At 48.2% G+C, this 18,569-nt stretch carries 16 protein-coding genes and 1 pseudogene; 12 read left to right on the top strand and 5 right to left on the bottom strand.

Annotated elements, in window-relative coordinates; genetic code table 11:
- The first annotated feature begins 11 nt into the window (after positions 1–11).
- From ACTS3T_RS13460 to ACTS3T_RS13445, 4 genes are all read left to right on the top strand, one after another.
- The gene (locus ACTS3T_RS13460) at positions 12–1,205 is read left to right on the top strand and encodes a glycosyltransferase family 4 protein (RefSeq protein WP_462935190.1); all 1,194 of its coding nucleotides are present in this window, start codon (positions 12–14) and stop codon (positions 1,203–1,205) included.
- 103 nt (positions 1,206–1,308) lie between these two features.
- Entirely contained in the window at positions 1,309–3,321 is a 2,013-nt protein-coding gene (locus ACTS3T_RS13455; RefSeq protein ID WP_462935176.1) for an ABC transporter ATP-binding protein, read from the top strand.
- Positions 3,322–3,706: 385 nt separating this feature from the next.
- Positions 3,707–4,717 carry an Npun_R2821/Npun_R2822 family protein gene (locus ACTS3T_RS13450; protein ID WP_462935175.1) on the top strand — a complete coding sequence of 337 codons (1,011 nt, stop codon included), beginning with the start codon at positions 3,707–3,709 and terminating at the stop codon, positions 4,715–4,717.
- Positions 4,718–4,758: 41 nt separating this feature from the next.
- Positions 4,759–5,679, top strand: a complete 921-nt coding sequence (locus ACTS3T_RS13445) for a sulfotransferase family protein (protein ID WP_462935174.1) — start codon at positions 4,759–4,761, stop codon at positions 5,677–5,679.
- Positions 5,680–5,685: 6 nt separating this feature from the next.
- On the opposite strand, the gene ACTS3T_RS13440 is transcribed toward ACTS3T_RS13445, so the two are convergent.
- Positions 5,686–5,841 (bottom strand): DUF2256 domain-containing protein, encoded by a 156-nt coding sequence (locus ACTS3T_RS13440; protein WP_462935173.1) that lies wholly within the window; start codon positions 5,839–5,841, stop codon positions 5,686–5,688.
- 277 nt (positions 5,842–6,118) lie between these two features.
- Between ACTS3T_RS13440 and ACTS3T_RS13435 the strand changes: the two are divergent.
- The 3 genes and pseudogenes from ACTS3T_RS13435 to ACTS3T_RS13425 all read left to right on the top strand — a co-directional run.
- Positions 6,119–6,211 (top strand): annotated as a pseudogene (locus tag ACTS3T_RS13435) (IS1/IS1595 family N-terminal zinc-binding domain-containing protein); the annotation flags it as partial.
- A 93-nt stretch (positions 6,212–6,304) separates the two neighbouring features.
- Positions 6,305–6,604: a hypothetical protein gene (locus ACTS3T_RS13430; RefSeq protein WP_462935191.1), complete on the top strand. Its 300-nt coding sequence runs from the start codon at positions 6,305–6,307 to the stop codon at positions 6,602–6,604.
- 324 nt (positions 6,605–6,928) lie between these two features.
- A complete protein-coding gene (locus ACTS3T_RS13425; protein ID WP_462935172.1) occupies positions 6,929–7,720 on the top strand; it encodes an ABC transporter permease in 792 nt (263 codons plus the stop codon).
- A 198-nt stretch (positions 7,721–7,918) separates the two neighbouring features.
- On the opposite strand, the gene ACTS3T_RS13420 is transcribed toward ACTS3T_RS13425, so the two are convergent.
- Positions 7,919–8,578 carry an SDR family oxidoreductase gene (locus ACTS3T_RS13420; RefSeq protein ID WP_462935171.1) on the bottom strand — a complete coding sequence of 220 codons (660 nt, stop codon included), beginning with the start codon at positions 8,576–8,578 and terminating at the stop codon, positions 7,919–7,921.
- A 423-nt stretch (positions 8,579–9,001) separates the two neighbouring features.
- Between ACTS3T_RS13420 and ACTS3T_RS13415 the strand changes: the two genes are divergently transcribed.
- The gene (locus tag ACTS3T_RS13415; RefSeq protein WP_462935170.1) at positions 9,002–9,706 is read left to right on the top strand and encodes a DUF1997 domain-containing protein; all 705 of its coding nucleotides are present in this window, start codon (positions 9,002–9,004) and stop codon (positions 9,704–9,706) included.
- A 97-nt stretch (positions 9,707–9,803) separates the two neighbouring features.
- On the opposite strand, the gene ACTS3T_RS13410 is transcribed toward ACTS3T_RS13415, so the two are convergent.
- Positions 9,804–11,294 (bottom strand): GTP-binding protein, encoded by a 1,491-nt coding sequence (locus ACTS3T_RS13410; RefSeq protein WP_462935169.1) that lies wholly within the window; start codon positions 11,292–11,294, stop codon positions 9,804–9,806.
- A gap of 212 nt (positions 11,295–11,506) precedes the next feature.
- On the opposite strand from ACTS3T_RS13410, the gene ACTS3T_RS13405 reads away from it, so the two are divergent.
- The 4 genes from ACTS3T_RS13405 to ACTS3T_RS13390 all read left to right on the top strand — a co-directional run bounded on the left by ACTS3T_RS13405 (position 11,507) and on the right by ACTS3T_RS13390 (position 15,629).
- Positions 11,507–11,953, top strand: a complete 447-nt coding sequence (locus ACTS3T_RS13405) for a T3SS (YopN, CesT) and YbjN peptide-binding chaperone 1 (protein ID WP_462935168.1) — start codon at positions 11,507–11,509, stop codon at positions 11,951–11,953.
- A gap of 131 nt (positions 11,954–12,084) precedes the next feature.
- Positions 12,085–12,891, top strand: a complete 807-nt coding sequence (locus tag ACTS3T_RS13400) for a peptidoglycan recognition protein family protein (protein ID WP_462935167.1) — start codon at positions 12,085–12,087, stop codon at positions 12,889–12,891.
- Between the two features lie 77 nt (positions 12,892–12,968).
- Complete coding sequence (locus tag ACTS3T_RS13395) at positions 12,969–14,183, top strand: DUF4336 domain-containing protein (protein WP_462935166.1); 1,215 nt, start codon at positions 12,969–12,971, stop codon at positions 14,181–14,183.
- A gap of 36 nt (positions 14,184–14,219) precedes the next feature.
- Entirely contained in the window at positions 14,220–15,629 is a 1,410-nt protein-coding gene (locus ACTS3T_RS13390; protein ID WP_462935165.1) for a 1-acyl-sn-glycerol-3-phosphate acyltransferase, read from the top strand.
- On the opposite strand, the gene ACTS3T_RS13385 is transcribed toward ACTS3T_RS13390, so the two are convergent.
- Both ACTS3T_RS13385 and ACTS3T_RS13380 read right to left on the bottom strand, forming a co-directional pair.
- A complete protein-coding gene (locus ACTS3T_RS13385) occupies positions 15,626–17,725 on the bottom strand; it encodes a thioredoxin domain-containing protein (protein WP_462935164.1) in 2,100 nt (699 codons plus the stop codon). The two genes, ACTS3T_RS13390 and ACTS3T_RS13385, sit on opposite strands and share 4 nt — an antisense overlap.
- A 72-nt stretch (positions 17,726–17,797) precedes the next feature.
- Positions 17,798–18,493: a hypothetical protein gene (locus ACTS3T_RS13380; RefSeq protein ID WP_462935163.1), complete on the bottom strand. Its 696-nt coding sequence runs from the start codon at positions 18,491–18,493 to the stop codon at positions 17,798–17,800.
- Positions 18,494–18,569: the final 76 nt, after the last annotated feature.

The raw sequence follows: 18,569 nt of genomic DNA, 5'->3' as shown, positions 1-18,569 counted from the left end.
GAAATCGCTCAATGGGCGTAGATAGTTTCAAAATCTCGATCATCGCCAGCGATTTGTCGCGTACGGGTGCTGGTCGGTGGGGGGGTGCTGTCAGACCTTTTTTGCTCTCACAAGCGCTGAGGCAACTAGGCTATCAAGTTGAGATTTTGGGATTTGCCGACGATGGTGGCCCGACAGTTGATTTGCCCATTAAAGCAATTCCAGGGGGAACCTACCCCCGTTTTTTTCGCTCTGCTCAACAGCTTTTACGGCAGATACAAGGTGATTTGGTTTATGCATACAAGCTCAAGCCCAGCAGCTTTGGGCTGGCACTTATGCATAAGCTGAAAACCCAAAAGCCCGTTTTTTTAGACATTGATGACTGGGAACTAAGCTGGCATGGGGGCGATCGCTGGCAATATCCCTTTTCTGTCCGTCAGGTTGCTAGAGATCTGATTAATCCAGAAGGAGCCTTTAGGCAACCCGATCACCCCCTGTATTTGCGATGGATAGAAAGCTGCACGCATTGGGCTGATGCCATTACATTGCATACACAGTTTCTACGCGATCGCTTTGGCGGCGTTTATGTTCCTAATGGCAAAGACACTCATTTGTTTGATCCAACGCGTTATGACGCTGAGGTGAGTCGTCGCAAATATGGACTCAGCAACTATCGAGTTTTAATGTTTCCAGGTGCCCCTCGTCCTTACAAAGGGCTAGAAGACATTTTGGCCGCTCTCGATCACCTCAATCAGCCAGACTATCGATTGGTGATTGTGGGGGGCAGTCCTTATGATAACTATGACGAACACCTGCTACAGCGCTGGCGACGCTGGATTGTTAAACTTCCTATTTTTCCATCTGCCGAAATGCCCGAAGTGGTAGCGGCGGCTCACGTAGTCGTGGTACCCCAGCAAGACACCCCGGCAGCACAAGCTCAGTTTCCTTTAAAGCTTACAGACGGCATGGCAATGGCTAAGCCAGTTTTAGCCACCCGAGTTGGAGACATTGCCACAATCTTAGACGATACTGGATACTTAGTTGATCCTAATTCGCCGGAACAACTAGCTGATAGAATTCAGTGGATTTTTCAAAATTTCGATCAGGCTGTGCAACGGGGACAACAAGCTAGGCAGCGATGCTTGCAGCATTACAGTATTGAATCAATGGCAAGCTTGCTCTCCGATTTGATTGAACCCTATTCGATGGCCAAAAAGGCTGGTTAGACAAGATCTTTTTTGTATGATTGCTGCCGTGTAAAAGATGGCGTCTACAGTTAATTAATCCAGCCTAGCCTTACTCACAAGCGGTCTAAACTAGAGAATGAAGATGTCTCCTAACAAATTACTGTTAAAGTTTGCGCTTAGACATCCTGTTTGGATTGTACTAACGACTCTTTTAGGCTTTTCGGGAGCTGTTTTTAATGGCGTAGGGACAACTTTAATTATTCCCGTACTGCTTGAATTTTTGGGCCAAGACTTAACTCAGTCAGGCAGTTTGCCACCCCTGCTTTCTGATTTCTTTAGTTTCTTTGACCGATTTCCTGATAATCAGCGCATTGTTTTTATGCTGATTGTGGTATTTTTTGCCATTGTTTTGAAGAACTTGGCCAATTATGCCAGTGCTATGTCCAGCGCTATTTTAATTCGCAACTTAGTTAGAGATATTCGATTAGAAGGCTTAAGCCTTTTGCTTGAAGTTGATCTAGATTATCACTTCAAAATGCGTTCAGGTGATATTATTCAACGCTTGAACGATCAGGTTAACCGAACAGCTTCTGCCATTAAAACGCTAATCGATATTGCTAGAATAATTCTAAATATTGCTTTTTTCGTTGTTTTACTGCTGGCTATTTCTTGGAAGCTGACTTTAACTTCAACGGTTATATTTTCAGCCGTTTTTGTGATGAATCAGTCTGCGATCGCTAGAGCCAGAAAATTTGGTGAACGGCTGGCAGAATCTTCAAAATTTTATTCGATCCGTGTGCTGGAAATGCTAAGCGGCATTCGCTTAGTCCGAGCAACTGCCAATGAAAGTAGAGAGTTCAACCGGGTTAAAGATCTGATTATTGAGCGAGAAAAAGCTAGCTTTGAGTCTCAGGCTAACTTTGCTTTGCTCGGCCCCATCAACGAAATTGGCAGTATTCTAGCCCTGATTGTTATGGTTTTTATTGGTCGAGCCATTTTTGCTGATCGCTTAGATTCGCTGGCAACTATTCTGCTGACCTATATATTTCTACTCTCGCGGCTAATTCCCTTTTTAGGACAGCTCAATTCGGCTCGCGGTCGATTTTCCAACAGTGCGGCTAGTGTTGAGGTAGTTTATGACTTTTTGCGGCGGGATGATAAACCTTTTATGAGGAATGGATCGATTCCTTTTGAAAGAATAGAAAAAGAAATACGTTTTGAACATATTTCCTTTCAATATCCCAAAACGGATGAGCTAGTCATTGAAGATGTTGACTTGCGTTTGCCTAAAGGTTCTACCCTGGCTTTGGTGGGGTCTTCTGGCGCTGGTAAATCAACTTTAGCCGATTTGCTTCCCAGGTTTTATGACCCTGGGCAAGGCAAAATCACGATTGATGGTTGCAACTTAAAAGAATTTGAACTTGGTAGCCTCCGTCGTCGCATGGGTATTGTCAGCCAGGATACGTTTTTGTTTAACGCTTCCATTCGCGACAATATTATCTACGCCCGTCCACAAGCAACGGATGATGAGGTGCTAGATGCAGCCAAACGAGCCAACGCTTATGAGTTTATTGCCCGTATGCCTCAGGGATTTGAAACAGTGATTGGCGATCGCGGTGTTTTGCTTTCAGGTGGGCAGCGTCAGCGTTTGGCGATCGCTCGAGCCTTAGTGCAAGATCCTGACATTTTGATCCTCGATGAAGCGACTAGTGCGCTAGATACTATCTCCGAGCGGATTGTCCAAAAAGCTTTAGATGACCTGCGGCGCGATCGGACAACGCTGGTTATTGCTCACCGTCTTTCTACCATTCAAAATGCAGATCAAATTGCCGTTTTGGAGGGAGGACGAGTGGTTGAAATAGGTACGCACGAGCAGCTTTTGCGCGAAGGAACTTACTATAAGCGGCTCTATATGCTGCAATTAAACGAATCTACTCAGCAAATTATTAAAGCCGCTCAAAGCGAACGGCTGAATCAATTTTCCTATGAAATTCGCAATCATCTCAACACGGTATTAGGAGCCTTGCAACTCTTAGCTGATGGATTAGCCGATGATCCCAAAGAACGGGGTGAACTGACAGAAGAAGCTTATCAATCAGCGCTTAAACTATTGCAGCGGCTAGAAACGGGAGAAAAAGAAGTAAAGTCGCTGTAAACACAGCCTTTTTAATGGGCTGTGGTGGCTCAGAGGTGCTGACGCCGTTGAGGGCACTCAAGCAGCTTTGGGCACGCAAGTATCAAGCACTCTTTTGAGGCTAATCGCTGCAGCCATCCGGGGTGAGACACTCGAGTTACTGAAAGCCGCTGACAGAAAAGTTTTCCTTCTGCTTCTGCCTTCGCCTTTCTGCCTTTAGCTGCCTTTTGCCATAACACCCTTTGTGGCTCAACTTGTAACGACTGTGGTTGTTGTCTTAAACCAGCACACGGGCATTATGGATAAGCAGTCTAAGACAGAACGGAGCCATTGCTTGGCGTTTATTTACAGCCAGTGAAGGCACCTCCTCAAAGGTTGAGGCAGCCCATTTAAGGAGCGGTTTCTAATGGCAGATGGGATTTATACCCTAGCTAACGACAAGGTTTTCGATCAGTTAGTGGCTCTGCTTAACAGTATTGAAGCCAACGCGGGTAAAGCGTATCCCGTTTGTGTGATTGCCTATGATCACCAGCTAGACCGGATTAAGCAGGAATTGGAGCAACGCCCTCAGGTAAAGTTGCTTAACGATCCGCATCTGTTTCAGTTTTGGGAAGATTTTTCCTACGATGTTTGGCAATCTCATCCCACTGCCTTGGGCGACTGGCAAAGCCAGGGTATTAAAACTCGTTTTTATCGAGTAGGTGAAAACCACCGCTATTGTGCCTTTGATCAGGTCGCTCCGTTTGATCGATTTATCTACTTAGATGCAGACACTTTAGTAATGGGGGCACTCGAACCTTTCTTTGCCGCCCTTGATCAAAACGATTTTGCTGTTTATGATTTTCAGTTTAAAGATCCGTCTCATATCTTTAACTTAAAAAGCGATCGCTTAAAAACTTTATTCCCTCAAGAGCGCATCGAAAAAGAAATTTTTTGTTCTGGCTGTTATGCCTCTAAAAAAGGTGTTTTCTCACGAGATGAACTTGCCTGGTTAGTTACAGAATTGGCTAAAGGTGATTCAGAAGTTTTGTATTTAGGAGCGCCTAATCAATCTGTATTAAATTACATGGTTATGAAAACTGGGCGTAAAGTCTACAACTTAGCCTTAAATTGGCCTGCTGCCAAAGCAACAGGAAACTCGGTTACGTCAGCTCACTTTGTTAACCAAGACTATATTCTTTACGACCACAGCGCCCGCCTTACCTATTTACACTATATTGGCGTCAGCTCTAAGTTCTTTAAGCGTTTATGTGAAGGAGAAAATATTGATTTTCCTTACCGCGATATTTTCTTGCACTATCGCTACTTGAAAAATCCCGATCAGCGTCCTGATTTTTCAGGTCGGCCTGTTTACTACAAACCAAAACCGCCTAGTCTACCCCAGCGAATTTTGAAAAAGCTGAGATTTTCTAAATAAACAACATAGTCTTTTTAATCTAGGGAAGTTAAGCAAAAGCCATGGCTCCGATAGGTAAGGTCGTTTTTATTTTAGGCATTGGTCGTTCGGGTTCGACCATGTTAGATCTGATGTTGGGAAGCCATTCTCAAGGATTTTCTTTGGGAGAAATTAGCAAGCTACCAGAAATCTATCGACGTACGCCCGACTTAGCCGCTTTTTGCCCCACAGGAACATTCTGGCCGGATCACTTTAGTCACGTAGATGCTCAGCAGCTAGCTTTGGGCTTGAGCGGTCGCCGTTTGCATCGTCAGGTTCCGCTTAAGTTAGAGCGCTGGGTTAGAGAGCGCCTTGGGCAAGATGCGGTCTTCAATCCTTATACGCTTTTGGCAGATAGGATTCAAAAGACTTTGTTGGTTGACTCTAGCAAGTACCCCGACTGGGTAGCGCGGCGGCTAGATGCCCGTGAATTTCGCCGGGGGCCGCTACAAGCCTATGTAATTCATGCCGTACGCGATGGCCGAGCTGTTTTGAACTCTTACCTGCGGGCTTATCCTCAGATGACGGTTGAAGCGGTTAGTCAACGCTGGCTAACAAACCTAAATCAGTGTGAACAGTTGTACGAAACCTTACCCACCCATCGCCGTTTGCAGGTGCAGTATGAAGCGCTAGCTACAGACCCCATCAACATCATGCGTAAGGTTTGCGCCTTTTTGGCAGTGCCTTTTGAATCCGATATGTTGGAGTATTGGAAGCATGAGCATCATTATATTGCAGGGAGTCGGAGTGCTCGCGCCTTAATGGCTCGCTACCGTAACCAGCCAGTCCCCAGCAATACTCAGGAAGTTCATGGTGATTACTACGCCAAGATGGATCTCACTATTAAGTTAGACCAACGCTGGAAGCAAGAATTGGATGAAGCCAAGCTAGAACGGTTTTATGCCATCGTGGGCGATCGCAATCGTCCTTTTGAGTGGGACTAGCCTTTGTCAAGATTCCTTCAGAGATCGCCGACGGCGACAACGCTCTGAGCAATACTTTACGTCGTCCCAGCAGTCAGCCCATTTTTTGCGCCAGGTAAAAGGGCGTTGACAGACCGGACATATTTTGGTCGGCAGGTCAGACTTTGAGCGTTGTCGTGCCATAGAGTTGATAAGTTTTATCTAAATCCCTAAACTGCAAGGTCTAATCCTAAAAATAAATTAGCGTTTGTGAAACTTGGAGCGGATGACAGTACTCGCTTCTTAAACTTCTCAGGGTTATTACGGTAATTTTCGAGATTAAAGTTTCTGCAAATTTCCGAGTTTTTTCGTGGAAATCTAGTCAATTATCTTCAAATACATAGTGCAGAAGCAGGCGCGATCGCTAACATAGCCATATTCTCCTCCTTTTATATTGAAGCTTAACGGCTTATCGCTAACCATGCAGTGTTCTAAGTGTGGTCATCGACCCGTTTATCGCCACGGTAAAGCACCGCTCAGCCGGCAACAGTATTTTTGCCCTGCGTGCCACCATGTCTTTACACGACCTTTGCTGACCTTGAAAAACAGTCTACTTGCCTTAGGCGTAGGGGGGCTGACCGCATTAAGCATTTTTGGGTATCTGTTTGTGACCGAGCGAACTACCCTGGGAGGAGTGCCCGCTTCAGTCATTTTCGCCTTCTTGCAAGACGATGTGGCTCGTCAGGCATATTTTCAGGGACGAAATGTTGTGCTGCATAGTCGCCTCGACCAGCTCGGCATTGAAACCAAAATGAAACTGTTTTATGCCGATCGCATTACTGATGAGCAGGAACTTGACTGGTATATCCACCAAATTCTTTACGATCGCACGGGTTATGTCGGGGAGGCGTATCAGGTGGGGCGCGATGGCCAACTGGTCTTACAAGAGTCGAGTACTGCGCCTTAGGGTGAACGGCTGTACCTGTTGGGTTAATTCAGTTTAGTATTGATCAATTCCTGAGGGGATGTTTGAAGAGATATCTGCTGCGTAGCAAAACGGTTTAGATCCCCCTAAATCCCCCTTCAAAAGGGAGACTTCCGAGCCGATTTGCTCTTTTTTAAGGGGGCTGGGGGAGATCGATGAGTGCCTAAAATCCAACCATTGGCTTTTCAAACATCCTGTGAGCGTCTTTGCCTCAGCTAGCGGATTAGTCGAAGCGGGTGGGGGCAAAAACCAGGCGGTTAGCGATCCGCTGAGAACAATCAACGTCTCATGTTTAGGAGGCAGTCTTTGAGTCTTACAAGAACTTGGGCAAGAACTTGGGTGATTGCGAGTAATGTTTTTTTAGAAGTTATTCGCGATCGCGTGCTGTATTTGGTTGCCCTATTTGCGTTACTTATGTTAGCGGCGTCAGTCTTGCTGCCAGAAATAGCCGCAGGCACTGAAGGAAAAATCACCCTAGATTTAGGTCTAGCAGGCATTAGTTTGCTGGGGCTAGTAGTTGCTATTTTCGTAGGCACAGGGCTAATTAACAAAGAGATTGAAAAACGCACCGTCTTGGTGCTGATTTCTAAGCCTGTCAGTCGCACAGAATTTATTGTCGGCAAGCATTTGGGATTGTCGGCTGTAATTGCGGTGTTAATTGGCTTGCTCTCAGCCATTTTTTTTGGCGTGCTAGCGCTGAACGGCATTGAGTATCCGCTAGAAAGCTTGCTGCTAGCAATTTTGTTTACGTTTTTTGAAATGATGCTGCTGACAGCGGTGGCTCTATTGTTTGGAGTTTTTACCAGTTCTTTGTTGGCAACGTTGCTGGCTTTTGCTGTGTACTTGATGGGTCACCTAAGTCAAGATATTGTCGAGCTAGGTCGCCTCAGCGAAAATCCAGCTATTCAGCGTATTACCAATGGTTTATACCTGATTTTGCCTGACCTAGAGCGGCTCAATCTGCGCAATGAAGCTATCTATGGCATGCAGCTTATTCCTGAACCGCTAGTGCTAGCCAGTCATTTTTTGTATGCACTGTTGTATACGGTTTTGCTACTAGCGATCGCAACGCTAGTTTTTTCCCGTCGCCAGTTTTAAGGCGTCAGCGCGAGGTTTACGGACTTACCGAGGGGCCAGCCAAGCATCGGTTTTATCAGGTGTTTTGTGATGAAGTATCGCTGTAGCCACCCGTGTTCCAACGTTTATGGCTATAGCGATACCTTAAATCGCGATTGCAAAGGTCAAGCAGCCTCAAACAAACTTGCTTGCCTATCTGCCGTCTTGGTTCAGGTCACTTTACGCCACGCTGGTAAAGAGGCTTTCAAGCGATCGCGGCTCTGCATCTTCTTGAGCCACAATTTCCACGATTTTGTGACTAGCCTCTGGCTGAAACAACGCTTCGACACAAACTTCAGCAACCTTTTGACGCGGGATATTGCCTTCAAATAAAGAATCTGCCCCTTCCATCACTAAAGGCCGCTCATCATTTTCATTGCGTAGCCCACCAGGACGCACAATAGTGTAAGCCAGACCACTTTGCTGTAGATATTCTTCGGCCTGTTTTTTCCAGTACAAAATCAGCCAAAACAGGTTGAGTGGATGGAAAAACTTAGATGTACACAGAGAAGATACCATCACGAAGCGTTCAATGCCCTGAGCTTTACCTGAATCAATCAGATTTTTGGTGCCTTCATAGTCCACTTTATAAGGGCCTGTAGGATCTAGGCTAGGGCTAGCGCCAGTCGCAGAAATAATAGCTGTACAGTCTGCCAAAGCCGAACGCAGCGTTTCTGGTTTGAGCACGTCCCCAATAGCTACCTCAACCCCAGTGGGCAAAATTTGCCTAGCCTTATCAGCATCCCGCACCAGTGCTTTGACAGCAATTTGGCGATCGCTCAACGTTTGTACGATACGTCTGCCTGTTTCTCCTGTAGCACCTGCCACCAAAACTTTCATCGCTGCTCGCCTCCTAATCGAAAAATTACTGAATTTGCCCGTCTCATTAATTAGTAAACCTGAAGAGTCTACCGAAAACTTCAATCAGAAGGGGGAAGTGTAGCCTGGGCTGCATTTTTGTAATCCAAAATTTTGTTAAAGCAAGTCTATGCCCCTCGTAGGCTATGTCATAGCTAGCTAAAAGCCCGGTAAGTTGAGGAAACAGAGTAGTGATTTCTCCGTGTATCAACGATGGTGACTCAAAAATTTCCTACGCTATGCTGAACCAACTGGGAAACCTAGGGCAGACCAGATCGCCAAAATCTGCATTTCCCCCATTTCCAAAATATCAGCGTAAAATGCATGGTTTAGGCTGAAGAAGAAATAAGCTCACCTGGACATCTGCCAAATTTTATCAGCATAAGCAAACCCGTTATAGCATCTATGCAGTCTCCATCTACAAAGCGCCATTCACCTGAATTCTCTGAGCAGATTCTCGATGCGGTATCGGGACTCATTGATCGCACAGACGCAGCCGGAGAGGAACTCGTTCTGAAAAGTTCAGCCCCCCTGCAGTTTCAAGGTCACTATGTCGGCCACATGCTGATGTCTGCCGATGCTGAGACAGTGGCTCAATATTTGGATGCGCATCAAGGTTGGTTTCGGCGCTGTGCGCACCCCATGCAGGCAGATGCACTGGGGGACAATGGCTACGCGCTCACCGTAGGCCGTTTCGGTGCTTTAGACTACGAAGTCGAGCCTAAAATTGGTTTACATCTTTTGCCTCAAGAACGAGGTGTTTATCGAATTCAAACCATTCCAATTCCGGGCTACGAACCCCAGGGCTACAGCGTCGATTTTCAGGCCGCGATGCAGTTAGCCGAAGGAGAGGAAGCGGGTGCAACCACCCAGGTTAAGTGGGAACTCAAACTGTTGGTTGACTTGCAGTTTCCTCGATTTATCCAGGCGTTGCCCCGTTCAATGGTAAAAGCTACAGGCGATCGCGTTTTGAATCAAATCGTCCGCCAAGTTTCTAATCGGCTGACCCATAAAGTTCAAGAAGACTTTCACACCACGCTCAATCTCCCAATACCCGTTCAGCGCAAGCCTCGCTTTTGGAATCGGCTGCGCTTGGGCGAAGAAGAATAAGCGATGGATGGGGTAGAGGCGTTTTACGGTCGCGCAACGCGACAGAAAAGCTTTCCCTCAGCCTTTTAACATTAGCGACAGCTGCTGCCAGAGGTGGTTACGGCAAGTCAGAAGTTTCTAACTTAGCTCGTAGCTCTGCTTTGATGCGGTTCAGAATCGACTTTTCATCTAAAGACTCTAAAATATTGTTGACTAAAACCTTAGGCCCATCTGCTCCCCAGGAACCTCCGTTGGCTAGGTACGCTTTGATAACCTGACCAATGCTATAGGTGGAAACGCCAGCCACAGATGCCTGGGTAATAGCCACAGGTAGGTAGGGTGCTAGCGAAAGTCCCCCAGTTGCCAGGGCAGAAGCGCTTAAAATTGATTTGAGTGAACTCAGTCCAAACGTTACTAGAAGTTCGCTAACGCCAATGCCGCCCAGCCCCAAGGCAACTTTTTGCAGCAAATTGAATGCGCCTTGCTGGGTCATGGCAATACCGTAAAGGCGAGACAGGGTTAACGTCATTGCCACATCAATCACAGCACCGCTCAGTAAGTCTGCGACGGTAATCGGATTTAGCGCTACTGCGATCGCCTTGGTCATTACTCCGTTCCAGATGGTGTCATCAGCCACGCGATCGCGAATCTGCAATTTGCGGCTAACGAGTTGCTCATTAACCTCGTTGGCATAGAGCAGTGTGTTGAGGGCAACGAGGGCCTTACCTTCACGGTGCAAAATTTCTAAAATCTTGAGCTTAAGCGTCTCTACTTGTGGCTGTCCTCGCTCTAGGCGTGGCTGTAAGCGACCTTCTGCTGTACGAGTGGCGATCGCGATTAAGGGAGCGGCGGCTGTCAGAACAATTTCATCAGGTGAAATTAAATCGCGCAATCGCTCGTCTCGCAGTTTTTTGTAGATCAACTGGCGATCAGCCTCTGGATATTGATCAATTTTGTTAAATATCAGCAGTATGGGCTTGCTGGCCTGCCGCAGTTGAAGTAAAGCTTCAAATTCAACTCGGGTAATATCCCCCGCAACCAGAAACAAAATTAAATCAGCTTGATGAGCCACCCGCTGAGCCAAAGCTGCCCTTGCGGCCCCATTAACCTCATCAATACCGGGGGTGTCAATTAGCTCAACGCGCGAATTACCCAAGCCCTGCAGCGCGACTCGCAAAATCGGTTGGCTTTCAGCATCGGCGATCGCCTCTTGACTCACTTGCCAAGCAACGCTTTCAACCTGCCGAGTTACGCCATGAGTTGGCCCCGTTTCAAAAACAGGCTGCCCCACTAGGGCGTTGAGCAGCGACGACTTCCCTCGCCCCACCATGCCAAAAACAGCAATGTGAACGACGGTATTTTCCAGTTTATCGAGCAGACCATTGAGACTGCTAATTTGTTCTTCTAAGCCTGTCCGTTCACGGGGGGTCAAATCTAAGCGATTAACCAAGTCTCTTAGCGCTTGCTGAGCTTGCTGATAGTTCAACTCAGTTTGTAAATCAGAAAAGCTCTCGACGGCCTGCGTCAGTTCAGTTTCTAGCGTTTTGGCCTCAGCAGAGTGATTGACAACAGAATTGTCTGAATCAGCATTTGAAAACGTTTCTGACATCGTAACTATCCCTGGCAAAGGGCAGGACTTTGAACTCTACTATGATGACAAATTGCATTGAGTCGCTGCTGTCAGCGAGCAAAAGGTTTTTGTTTGAAATCAGCCTACTCTAGCAATTGCTGGTTTGCTTTACCTGGAATTTGCCTCAATACAATTGATACCTATAAGAGAAATGAGACAATTGGAGTTGCCCATCAAGGATGCGAAACCGCATGGAGTTCAAAACAGCCGCTCAGAAAATTTGCTATGAGCGTATTACCCCTTGGATGCATGAACTATTTGACGGCTCAGTCGTTACGTTCGAAGACGAACCCCTTTTCATTATTAACTTAGGGTCGGCTGTTGCTTCAACTCGCGTTATTGCTTGGCATGAAGACGAAGCGCTGGTGACCACACGCTCCTATGTGGTGACTGATATCGAAATCACTCCAGACTTAACCTACTATCTGTTGCGAGAAAATAACGGTATCTATTTTGGCCGATTTGCTCTTGACAGCGAAAATGACATTGTTTTTGAACACAGTTTGTTGGGTTCAACCTGCGATCGCGATGAGCTAAAGCACTCAGTCACAACCGTGATTGAACTGGCAGATAGCTTTGACGACGAGATTGTGACCCGCTGGGGCGGTAAGCGTGCCCTCGATCGCTGGTCTTCTTAGCAGAGCTGCTTCAGCGGTGAGTAGTGTTGATCTTAAGCAGGGACACTCCCAAAATCTCTGACAGAACCCCAGGCAGATAGCGAAAATTTAAGTTATAAATCTTTATAGTCTACGACTCAATTTAGGGCGCTATGAGACGACAATTGTGGGTCTGGGGTCTAAGCTTTCTGGTTTTTTGTATCGCTACAGTGGGTATTGTGCGATCGCCTGCATTTAATCAGCTACAGCCAATTGAAGAAGTCACTGGGCTGCCTCTGATGGAGCGCTCTGCCAGTGCCGCTTTAACGCCAATAGCCAGTCCAGAAGCCCCTCAAGATTTTCAGGTTGAAACGCCTCCTGAAATCGCTCAAAATGCGCCTAACTATCAGCCACGAGAAGAAATGGCCTTGGCAGATCCCACTAACTATGGCGATCGCTATGCTACGGATGCCTATGGTCGCCCCGTTTATAACGAATTTATTGCGGTCATTCACGAAACAGTTGGCTCTGCCCGCAGCGCTATTAATTTGTTTCAAACGCCTCACCCCAGGGATGACGACCAAGTTAGCTACCATACCTTAATTGATCGAGACGGTACCGTTATCTACATTGTCCCGCCCGAAAAACGAGCTTTTGGTGCAGGTAATTCTGTTTTTGATGGCCCAAATGGCCCAGAGGCCGTGCTGACTAATCCGGCGTTTCCCGCCTCAGTTAACAACTTTGCTTACCATGTCTCGTTAGAAACCCCTCCAGATGGCCGGGGAAATGGCCGCAGCCATAGCGGTTATACGCAAGCCCAGTACGAGTCTCTTGCTTGGCTCATCGCCCGCAGCAGCATCCCAGACAGTCGAATTACAACTCATCGGGCTGTAGATCGATCCGGCAATCGGATTGATCCGCGCAGCTTCAACTCCCAACTCTTTTTTAGTCTGCTCCATCGCTATCCTGGTCGTCGTTAAGTTTAAGCGCCTTTAGCGTTTGAGGATATTTCCCAGTAGCCTACAATAAGCTTCTGGTGAAAGTTTTGAGGCAATCCATGAGAGGCGGTTCGGCAGTACAGCCCCAGTCAGCGTTGGCGGCAGATTGGTCTTGGCCTTTTTGGCCTGCTGTTCCGCTCTATCCTTACGGCCAGCGGCGAACGCTACGTCAAGAAGTTGTTAAAGAAACGATCTGGACATTCGATCAATGCCAGGGCATTTTTTATGTTGTTGTGCCCATTCGGATGACGGTGGTTAGATTGGCGGCAGGGGGGCTATTGGTTTATGCGCCTATTGCTCCAACGCCAGAGTGTATCCGGCTGATGCGCGAACTGGAGGCAGCCCACGGTCAGGTTAAATACATCATTTTGCCCACGGTTTCTGCGGTGGAGCACAAAGTATTTGTAGGGCCGTTTGCTCGTCGTTTTCCTTTTGCTCAGGTTTTTGTGACGCCTAATCAGTGGAGCTTTCCCTTCAATTTGCCGCTCAACTGGTTAGGGCTACCGTTGAAACGCACTGTCTTTCTGCCGCTTGACAGCACGCAAGCCCCCTTTAGTGACGAATTTGACTATGCCCTCTTAGGGCCAATTAATCTGAATTTGGGACCTTATGCAGAGGCGGCTTTTTTCCATCGGCGATCGCAAACGCTTTTGATTACCGATGCGGTGATGTCTATTCCCCACGATCCGCCAGCTATTCTACAAGCTGATCCTTATCCGTTGCTCTTTCATGCCCGTGATGATGCCAACGAGGCGATCGTCGATACTCCCACGAACCGGATTAAGGGCTGGCATCGCATTGCTTTGTTCGCCTTTTATTTTCGTCCTAGTGTTTTAGATGTGGTCAGTATTGGGCAAAGCTTACGCAATGTTTTCACTGCACCCGATCGCTCTAAAAAAGCCTATTTCGGCCTGTATCCCTTTCGCTGGCGGGCTGGCTGGCCACAGTGTTTTGAAACGTTGCGCGGTCAAGGACGGTTGTTTGTTGCGCCCATTTTGCAAGCGCTCATTTTTAATCGAGGGCCCGAAACCGTTTTGAATTGGGCAGATGCCGTTGCCCAGTGGCCGTTTTATCAAGTTATTCCCTGTCATTTAGACTGTCCGGTGCCAGCCAGTCCAGTGCAGTTTCGGCGAGCCTTCGACTTTTTAGAAAAGCCCGGTTTGCCCGCTGCCCCTGATAATGCCTTTCTGCCTGAAGCCGATTTTGAAGTCATTTTTCAGCTCAATCAGCGGCTTAATCAAAGTGGCCTGACGCCCCCATCAGCAAAACATTAAGCTTTCAAATCCTGTATTCAACTTTGGAGATTCAGATTGCCGCAATCTATTCGTCAGGTTCAGCCCAAGCTTCGCTTCATTCCGCCTGCGTTTAATCCGTGGGTGCTCAGACTGGTTTATGGAGCTTTGCCTTTGGTGATGCGGCTGCGCTTGCGTTCTTGGCTGCCAGCGGGTATTTCACGGGTAGAGGTTGAGCAGGTTGAAACGCTAGTGAATTTGTTTCAGCAGTTTCAATCGGGAAAAATTCGCTGCTTACTGGCTTGTCGTCATGCAGAAATTGACGATCCGCTGTGTGGGCTTTATTTGCTGTCTCGCGCCTTGCCGCAAGCAGCGCAACGGCAGGGCGTTTACTTACAACAACCCCTCCACGTCCATTTTGTTTATGAACGGGGCATGACCCTTTGGGGGGGGAATTGGTTAGGTTGGCTCTTGTCACGGCTGGGTGGAGTTCCGATTCACCGGGGGCGACGGCCTGACTGGACGGGATTGCGGGCTGCTCGTCAGCTCATGGTCAACGGGCAGTTTCCGCTGGTTGTGGCTCCGGAGGGGGCAACCAATGGTCACAGTGAGCAGTTGGGGCCGCTAGAGCCGGGGGTGGCACAACTTGGTTTTTGGTGTGTAGAGGATTTGCAAAAAGCGCACCGTCCTGAGACGGTTGTGATTGTACCCGTTGGCATTCGCTATCGTTATGAGCAGGCTAACTGGCAGCGCCTCAGCCAACTCCTCAGCCAATTAGAAGGGGACAGCGGCCTTAGCTCTCCTGCTCCACTCAGTAACACTCAAGCTAGCGATCGCTGCTATCAGCGGCTTTTGCACCTAGGCGAACATTTGCTAACTCAGCTAGAACAGTTTTATCAGCGGTTTTATCCTCGTAGCTGGGCGACTGTAAAGCTGCCGGCTGCTACTGAGTCGCTTGGGCTATTGGCTGATCGCTTAGACCGATTACGTGAAGTCGCCCTTGCAGTGGCAGAAGACTACTTTAACATTCGACCTCGCGGCAATCAGGTGGATCGCTGCCGTCGTTTGGAAGAGGTAGGCTGGACGCATATCTACCGAGAAGACATCGACGATTTGCCAACCCTGTCAAAATTAGAGCGTGGCTTAGCAGATTGGATGGCAGAAGAGGCCAGCCTGCGGTTGTTGCACATGCGTTTGGTAGAAAGCGTCGTTGCCGTTACGGGGCGGTATGTAGCTGAAAAGCCATCGTTTGAACGGATGGCAGAAACTACTTTGTTGATGTTTGACGTGCTGGCTCGCATTCGCGGAGACAAACTGCCCAAACGACCTCGCTTGGGCGATCGCTGGGTACAAATGACCATCGGTGAGCCAATGTCAGTCAGCGATCGCTGGCCTAGCTACCAAGCGGGCTCTCGATCTGCTCGTCAGGCGGTTGCTCAACTGACGGATGATCTTAAAATCGCCCTAGAACAAACTATCCAACCTTAGAACGGACGGCTTGCCGACTGCCATCCGGTGGCGGCAGTGAAACTGCTGGCAGTTAGTTGCTGTTTGAGTTCTGCCAGACTGGTTGCCGGAGCCTGACAGGTCAATCCCTGACAGACAAGGCCGACGCTAGCCTGAGGTAGCTGAGTTTCAAGTTTGTAAACGCTAGTGGGCCAAAATTCGCTCAGCAGCGATCGCAGGATCTGCGCTTCTGAACGCACTAAAACCGGATGATAGTAACTATCTAGCCCTCTTAATAGACTGGGGCAAGCCCGGGGCGCTTGGGTCATAGCAGCGCTAAAGGCGTGTAGACCTTTTTCAGCCCGATCTAAATAGCTTAAATCTTCACTGAGCAAAGCTAACCGCACCAGATTGTTCAACGCTACCCCATTGGCCGCTGGGGTGGCACTGTCTTGATAGGCGCGTTCGCGTACCAACAGACTTTCGCTAGCGTCTTGAGCCGTGTTTTGATAGCCGCCTAGCTCTAAGCTCCAAAACCACTGGTCAAACTCAGTTTGCACATCAATGGCAGCCGCTAACCAGTCAGTCTCACTTAAACAATCGGTAAAGGCTAACTGAGCCTGCTGGAGGTCAAGCAGGGCTTTGATCAGGCAGGCATAATCTTCAGATTGGGCTGGCAAAGCAGCTTCTCCGGCGTAGTTGAGACGGTGCAGCCTGCCGTCCAACCACTGATGCTGCAAGATAAACTGAGCAGCTTGAGCGGCCAGTTTTAGATAGGTGGCTTGCTGAAATACCGCTGCGGCTCTGGCTAGCCCTGAAATCATCAAACTATTCCAGGTGACAATCATTTTGGTATCGGTCACGGGGGGAATTCGCCCCAACCAGGCAGTAGACTTTGCTTTTTGATTGTCTTGAGCGCTAGAGAAGGTAGCAAGTTCAGCAGGTGAGGTACCGTAGCGCTGAGTAAACAGTTTTGCCAAAATCTGTTCAACCGTTTCACTCAAGCTTCCAGGCTGACGCCGCTGCAACACATTAGCCCCCTCAAAGTTACCCTCCTCGGAAACCGTAAAGTGTGCAACTAGCTGCTGGAGTTCTGCGGTACTCAAGCCAGCTTGCAAATCTGCGTAAGACCAAACATAAAAAGCGCCTTCTTCGGGTTCGACGGCTGTAGAAGATACAAAGCTATCTGCATCTTGAGCAGCATAAAAATAGCCTTCAGGAGCCATCATTTCACGCTGAAGCCACTGCACTGTACCCGCGATCGCCCGTTCAAAAGCAGGCTCTTGAAAGCCAGCGCTCCAGAGTTCGGCTAAATACTCCACAATTTGGCCATTGTCGTAGAGCATTTTTTCAAAGTGAGGTACCGTCCAGGTGGCATCAACCGTGTAGCGATGGAAGCCCCCTGCCACATGGTCATAAATGCCGCCTAAAGCTAAATCTAGCCCTCGCTGCTGGCAGACTTGAGCTGCTTCTTGATTGACCTCAGCAGTTTCAAACCGGATGGCGTGCAAGGCTGCCAAAGCCTGCGGAATCATAGGAAAGCTGTTACCCGGTGTGGGCATTAGCAAGCGTACATTGGCCATCAGTCCGGTTTGTAACGCTTCTACTGACAGGGTTGCCGTAGGCAACTGCCCAGCCGAACCCTGCAAGCTATTGAGAATTTCTGATTTGACAGTTTCGACGTCAGCGTGGCGGGTTGTATAGAACTGGTGCAGCGCTTGTAATACTTGCAAAAAACCCGGTCTGCCATATCTTGGCTCAACTGGAAAGTAGGTGCCGCCATAGAAAGGAACGCGATCGCTGGCAGAAAGAAACACATTTAACGGCCAGCCGCCTTGTCCAGTCATTAGCTGTAGCGCTTGCATATAGAGACTGTCAAGATCGGGCCGCTCTTCTCGGTCAACTTTAATGGGCACAAAGTAAGTGTTGAGATAGTCAGCGATCGCCTGGTTAGAAAAAGCCTCGCCTTCCATGACCGTACACCAGTGGCAGCTAGAGTAGCCGATCGATAAAAAGATGGGTTTATTTTCTGTAGCCGCTTTAGCCAGTGCCTGATCACACCAAGGCCACCAGTCAACCGGATTTTCAGCGTGTTTACGCAGATAGAGGCTTTTAGACTGAGCAAGACGATTCGGCATGAGCTTTCCTCTAAAAGCAGCAAACAAACTGATCAGGAACGATAGCAGACTATCGTGAACAAGCGGTTAACGCTAGCTACAACTTCCGGGCCAGGTCACCGCCGGAAACTGCCCTGTCCTCACCTGTACAACTTTGCCACTTGCGTCTGTCTCGAAGACCAAACGAAATAATCGTTCACTTTCTGTCTGAGGCACCAGGGTCAGATACTGGCCACCTAAGGGGCGATCGCTCACTTCAATTTGGCTGGGATAAATTTCTTGGATGTCCGCTGCGGTTGCTCCTAAATGGGCACCACTTGGGGTCTTTAGTTGGGCACCTGCCCAAACATCAATTCGAATGATGGCATCTTCTACCACCATCAGCCCCAAGTCTACGTTCGCCTGTTGCAGCCGAAAATATTGACAACTAGAGTTCGATTCTACAGTTGGAATAAGCGGTGCTGCCGTAAACTCAGCCACTTCTGACAAAGCCATACCTATTTTTAGTGGCCCTACCCCAGCCAGGGTTATCTCAGACTGGCTCAGGGGTTCTGCCAGGGAGTCAAATTTTTCAGCAGTTGCATGAGCCAGTAAGTAAACAGGACGGCTGACTAATAGAGGCGTACGGCTCAAATGTCGGCGAAAAGTGTTTTCTAAAGGCGATATTTCAGCCGCTAGACGCTCTGCTGCAGCAACAAGGTGTGGCTGTTGACCCCGAAACAATACATTTAGCGCTACCGCACTGCAAGCAGTCACAGTGACAGCAGCAAACCATTGGCTTCGACTCATACGCTAGATAGATTCTTGAACAGAGAAAGATAGCGTCTATGCGCAGTTTAGGTAAGATGAGGACACAAAAACTGTT

It is taken from the genome of Almyronema sp., assembly GCF_052168255.1.
Classification (GTDB): domain Bacteria; phylum Cyanobacteriota; class Cyanobacteriia; order Phormidesmidales; family Phormidesmidaceae; genus Sphaerothrix; species Sphaerothrix epifaneia.
Note: the sequence above shows the minus strand (reverse complement) of the source record. Positions and strands in the feature narration are given on the sequence as shown.

What these genes read in the sequence shown, in the direction of transcription:
- ACTS3T_RS13460 (WP_462935190.1), top strand. Translation starts at nt 12, where the DNA reads ATGGGCGTAGATAGTTTCAAAATCTCGATCATCGCCAGCGATTTGTCG.
- ACTS3T_RS13455 (WP_462935176.1), top strand. Translation starts at nt 1,309, where the DNA reads ATGTCTCCTAACAAATTACTGTTAAAGTTTGCGCTTAGACATCCTGTT.
- ACTS3T_RS13450 (WP_462935175.1), top strand. Translation starts at nt 3,707, where the DNA reads ATGGCAGATGGGATTTATACCCTAGCTAACGACAAGGTTTTCGATCAG.
- ACTS3T_RS13445 (WP_462935174.1), top strand. Translation starts at nt 4,759, where the DNA reads ATGGCTCCGATAGGTAAGGTCGTTTTTATTTTAGGCATTGGTCGTTCG.
- ACTS3T_RS13440 (WP_462935173.1), bottom strand. Translation starts at nt 5,841, where the DNA reads ATGGCACGACAACGCTCAAAGTCTGACCTGCCGACCAAAATATGTCCG.
- ACTS3T_RS13420 (WP_462935171.1), bottom strand. Translation starts at nt 8,578, where the DNA reads ATGAAAGTTTTGGTGGCAGGTGCTACAGGAGAAACAGGCAGACGTATC.
- ACTS3T_RS13415 (WP_462935170.1), top strand. Translation starts at nt 9,002, where the DNA reads ATGCAGTCTCCATCTACAAAGCGCCATTCACCTGAATTCTCTGAGCAG.
- ACTS3T_RS13410 (WP_462935169.1), bottom strand. Translation starts at nt 11,294, where the DNA reads ATGTCAGAAACGTTTTCAAATGCTGATTCAGACAATTCTGTTGTCAAT.
- ACTS3T_RS13405 (WP_462935168.1), top strand. Translation starts at nt 11,507, where the DNA reads ATGGAGTTCAAAACAGCCGCTCAGAAAATTTGCTATGAGCGTATTACC.
- ACTS3T_RS13400 (WP_462935167.1), top strand. Translation starts at nt 12,085, where the DNA reads ATGAGACGACAATTGTGGGTCTGGGGTCTAAGCTTTCTGGTTTTTTGT.
- ACTS3T_RS13395 (WP_462935166.1), top strand. Translation starts at nt 12,969, where the DNA reads ATGAGAGGCGGTTCGGCAGTACAGCCCCAGTCAGCGTTGGCGGCAGAT.
- ACTS3T_RS13385 (WP_462935164.1), bottom strand. Translation starts at nt 17,725, where the DNA reads ATGCCGAATCGTCTTGCTCAGTCTAAAAGCCTCTATCTGCGTAAACAC.
- ACTS3T_RS13380 (WP_462935163.1), bottom strand. Translation starts at nt 18,493, where the DNA reads ATGAGTCGAAGCCAATGGTTTGCTGCTGTCACTGTGACTGCTTGCAGT.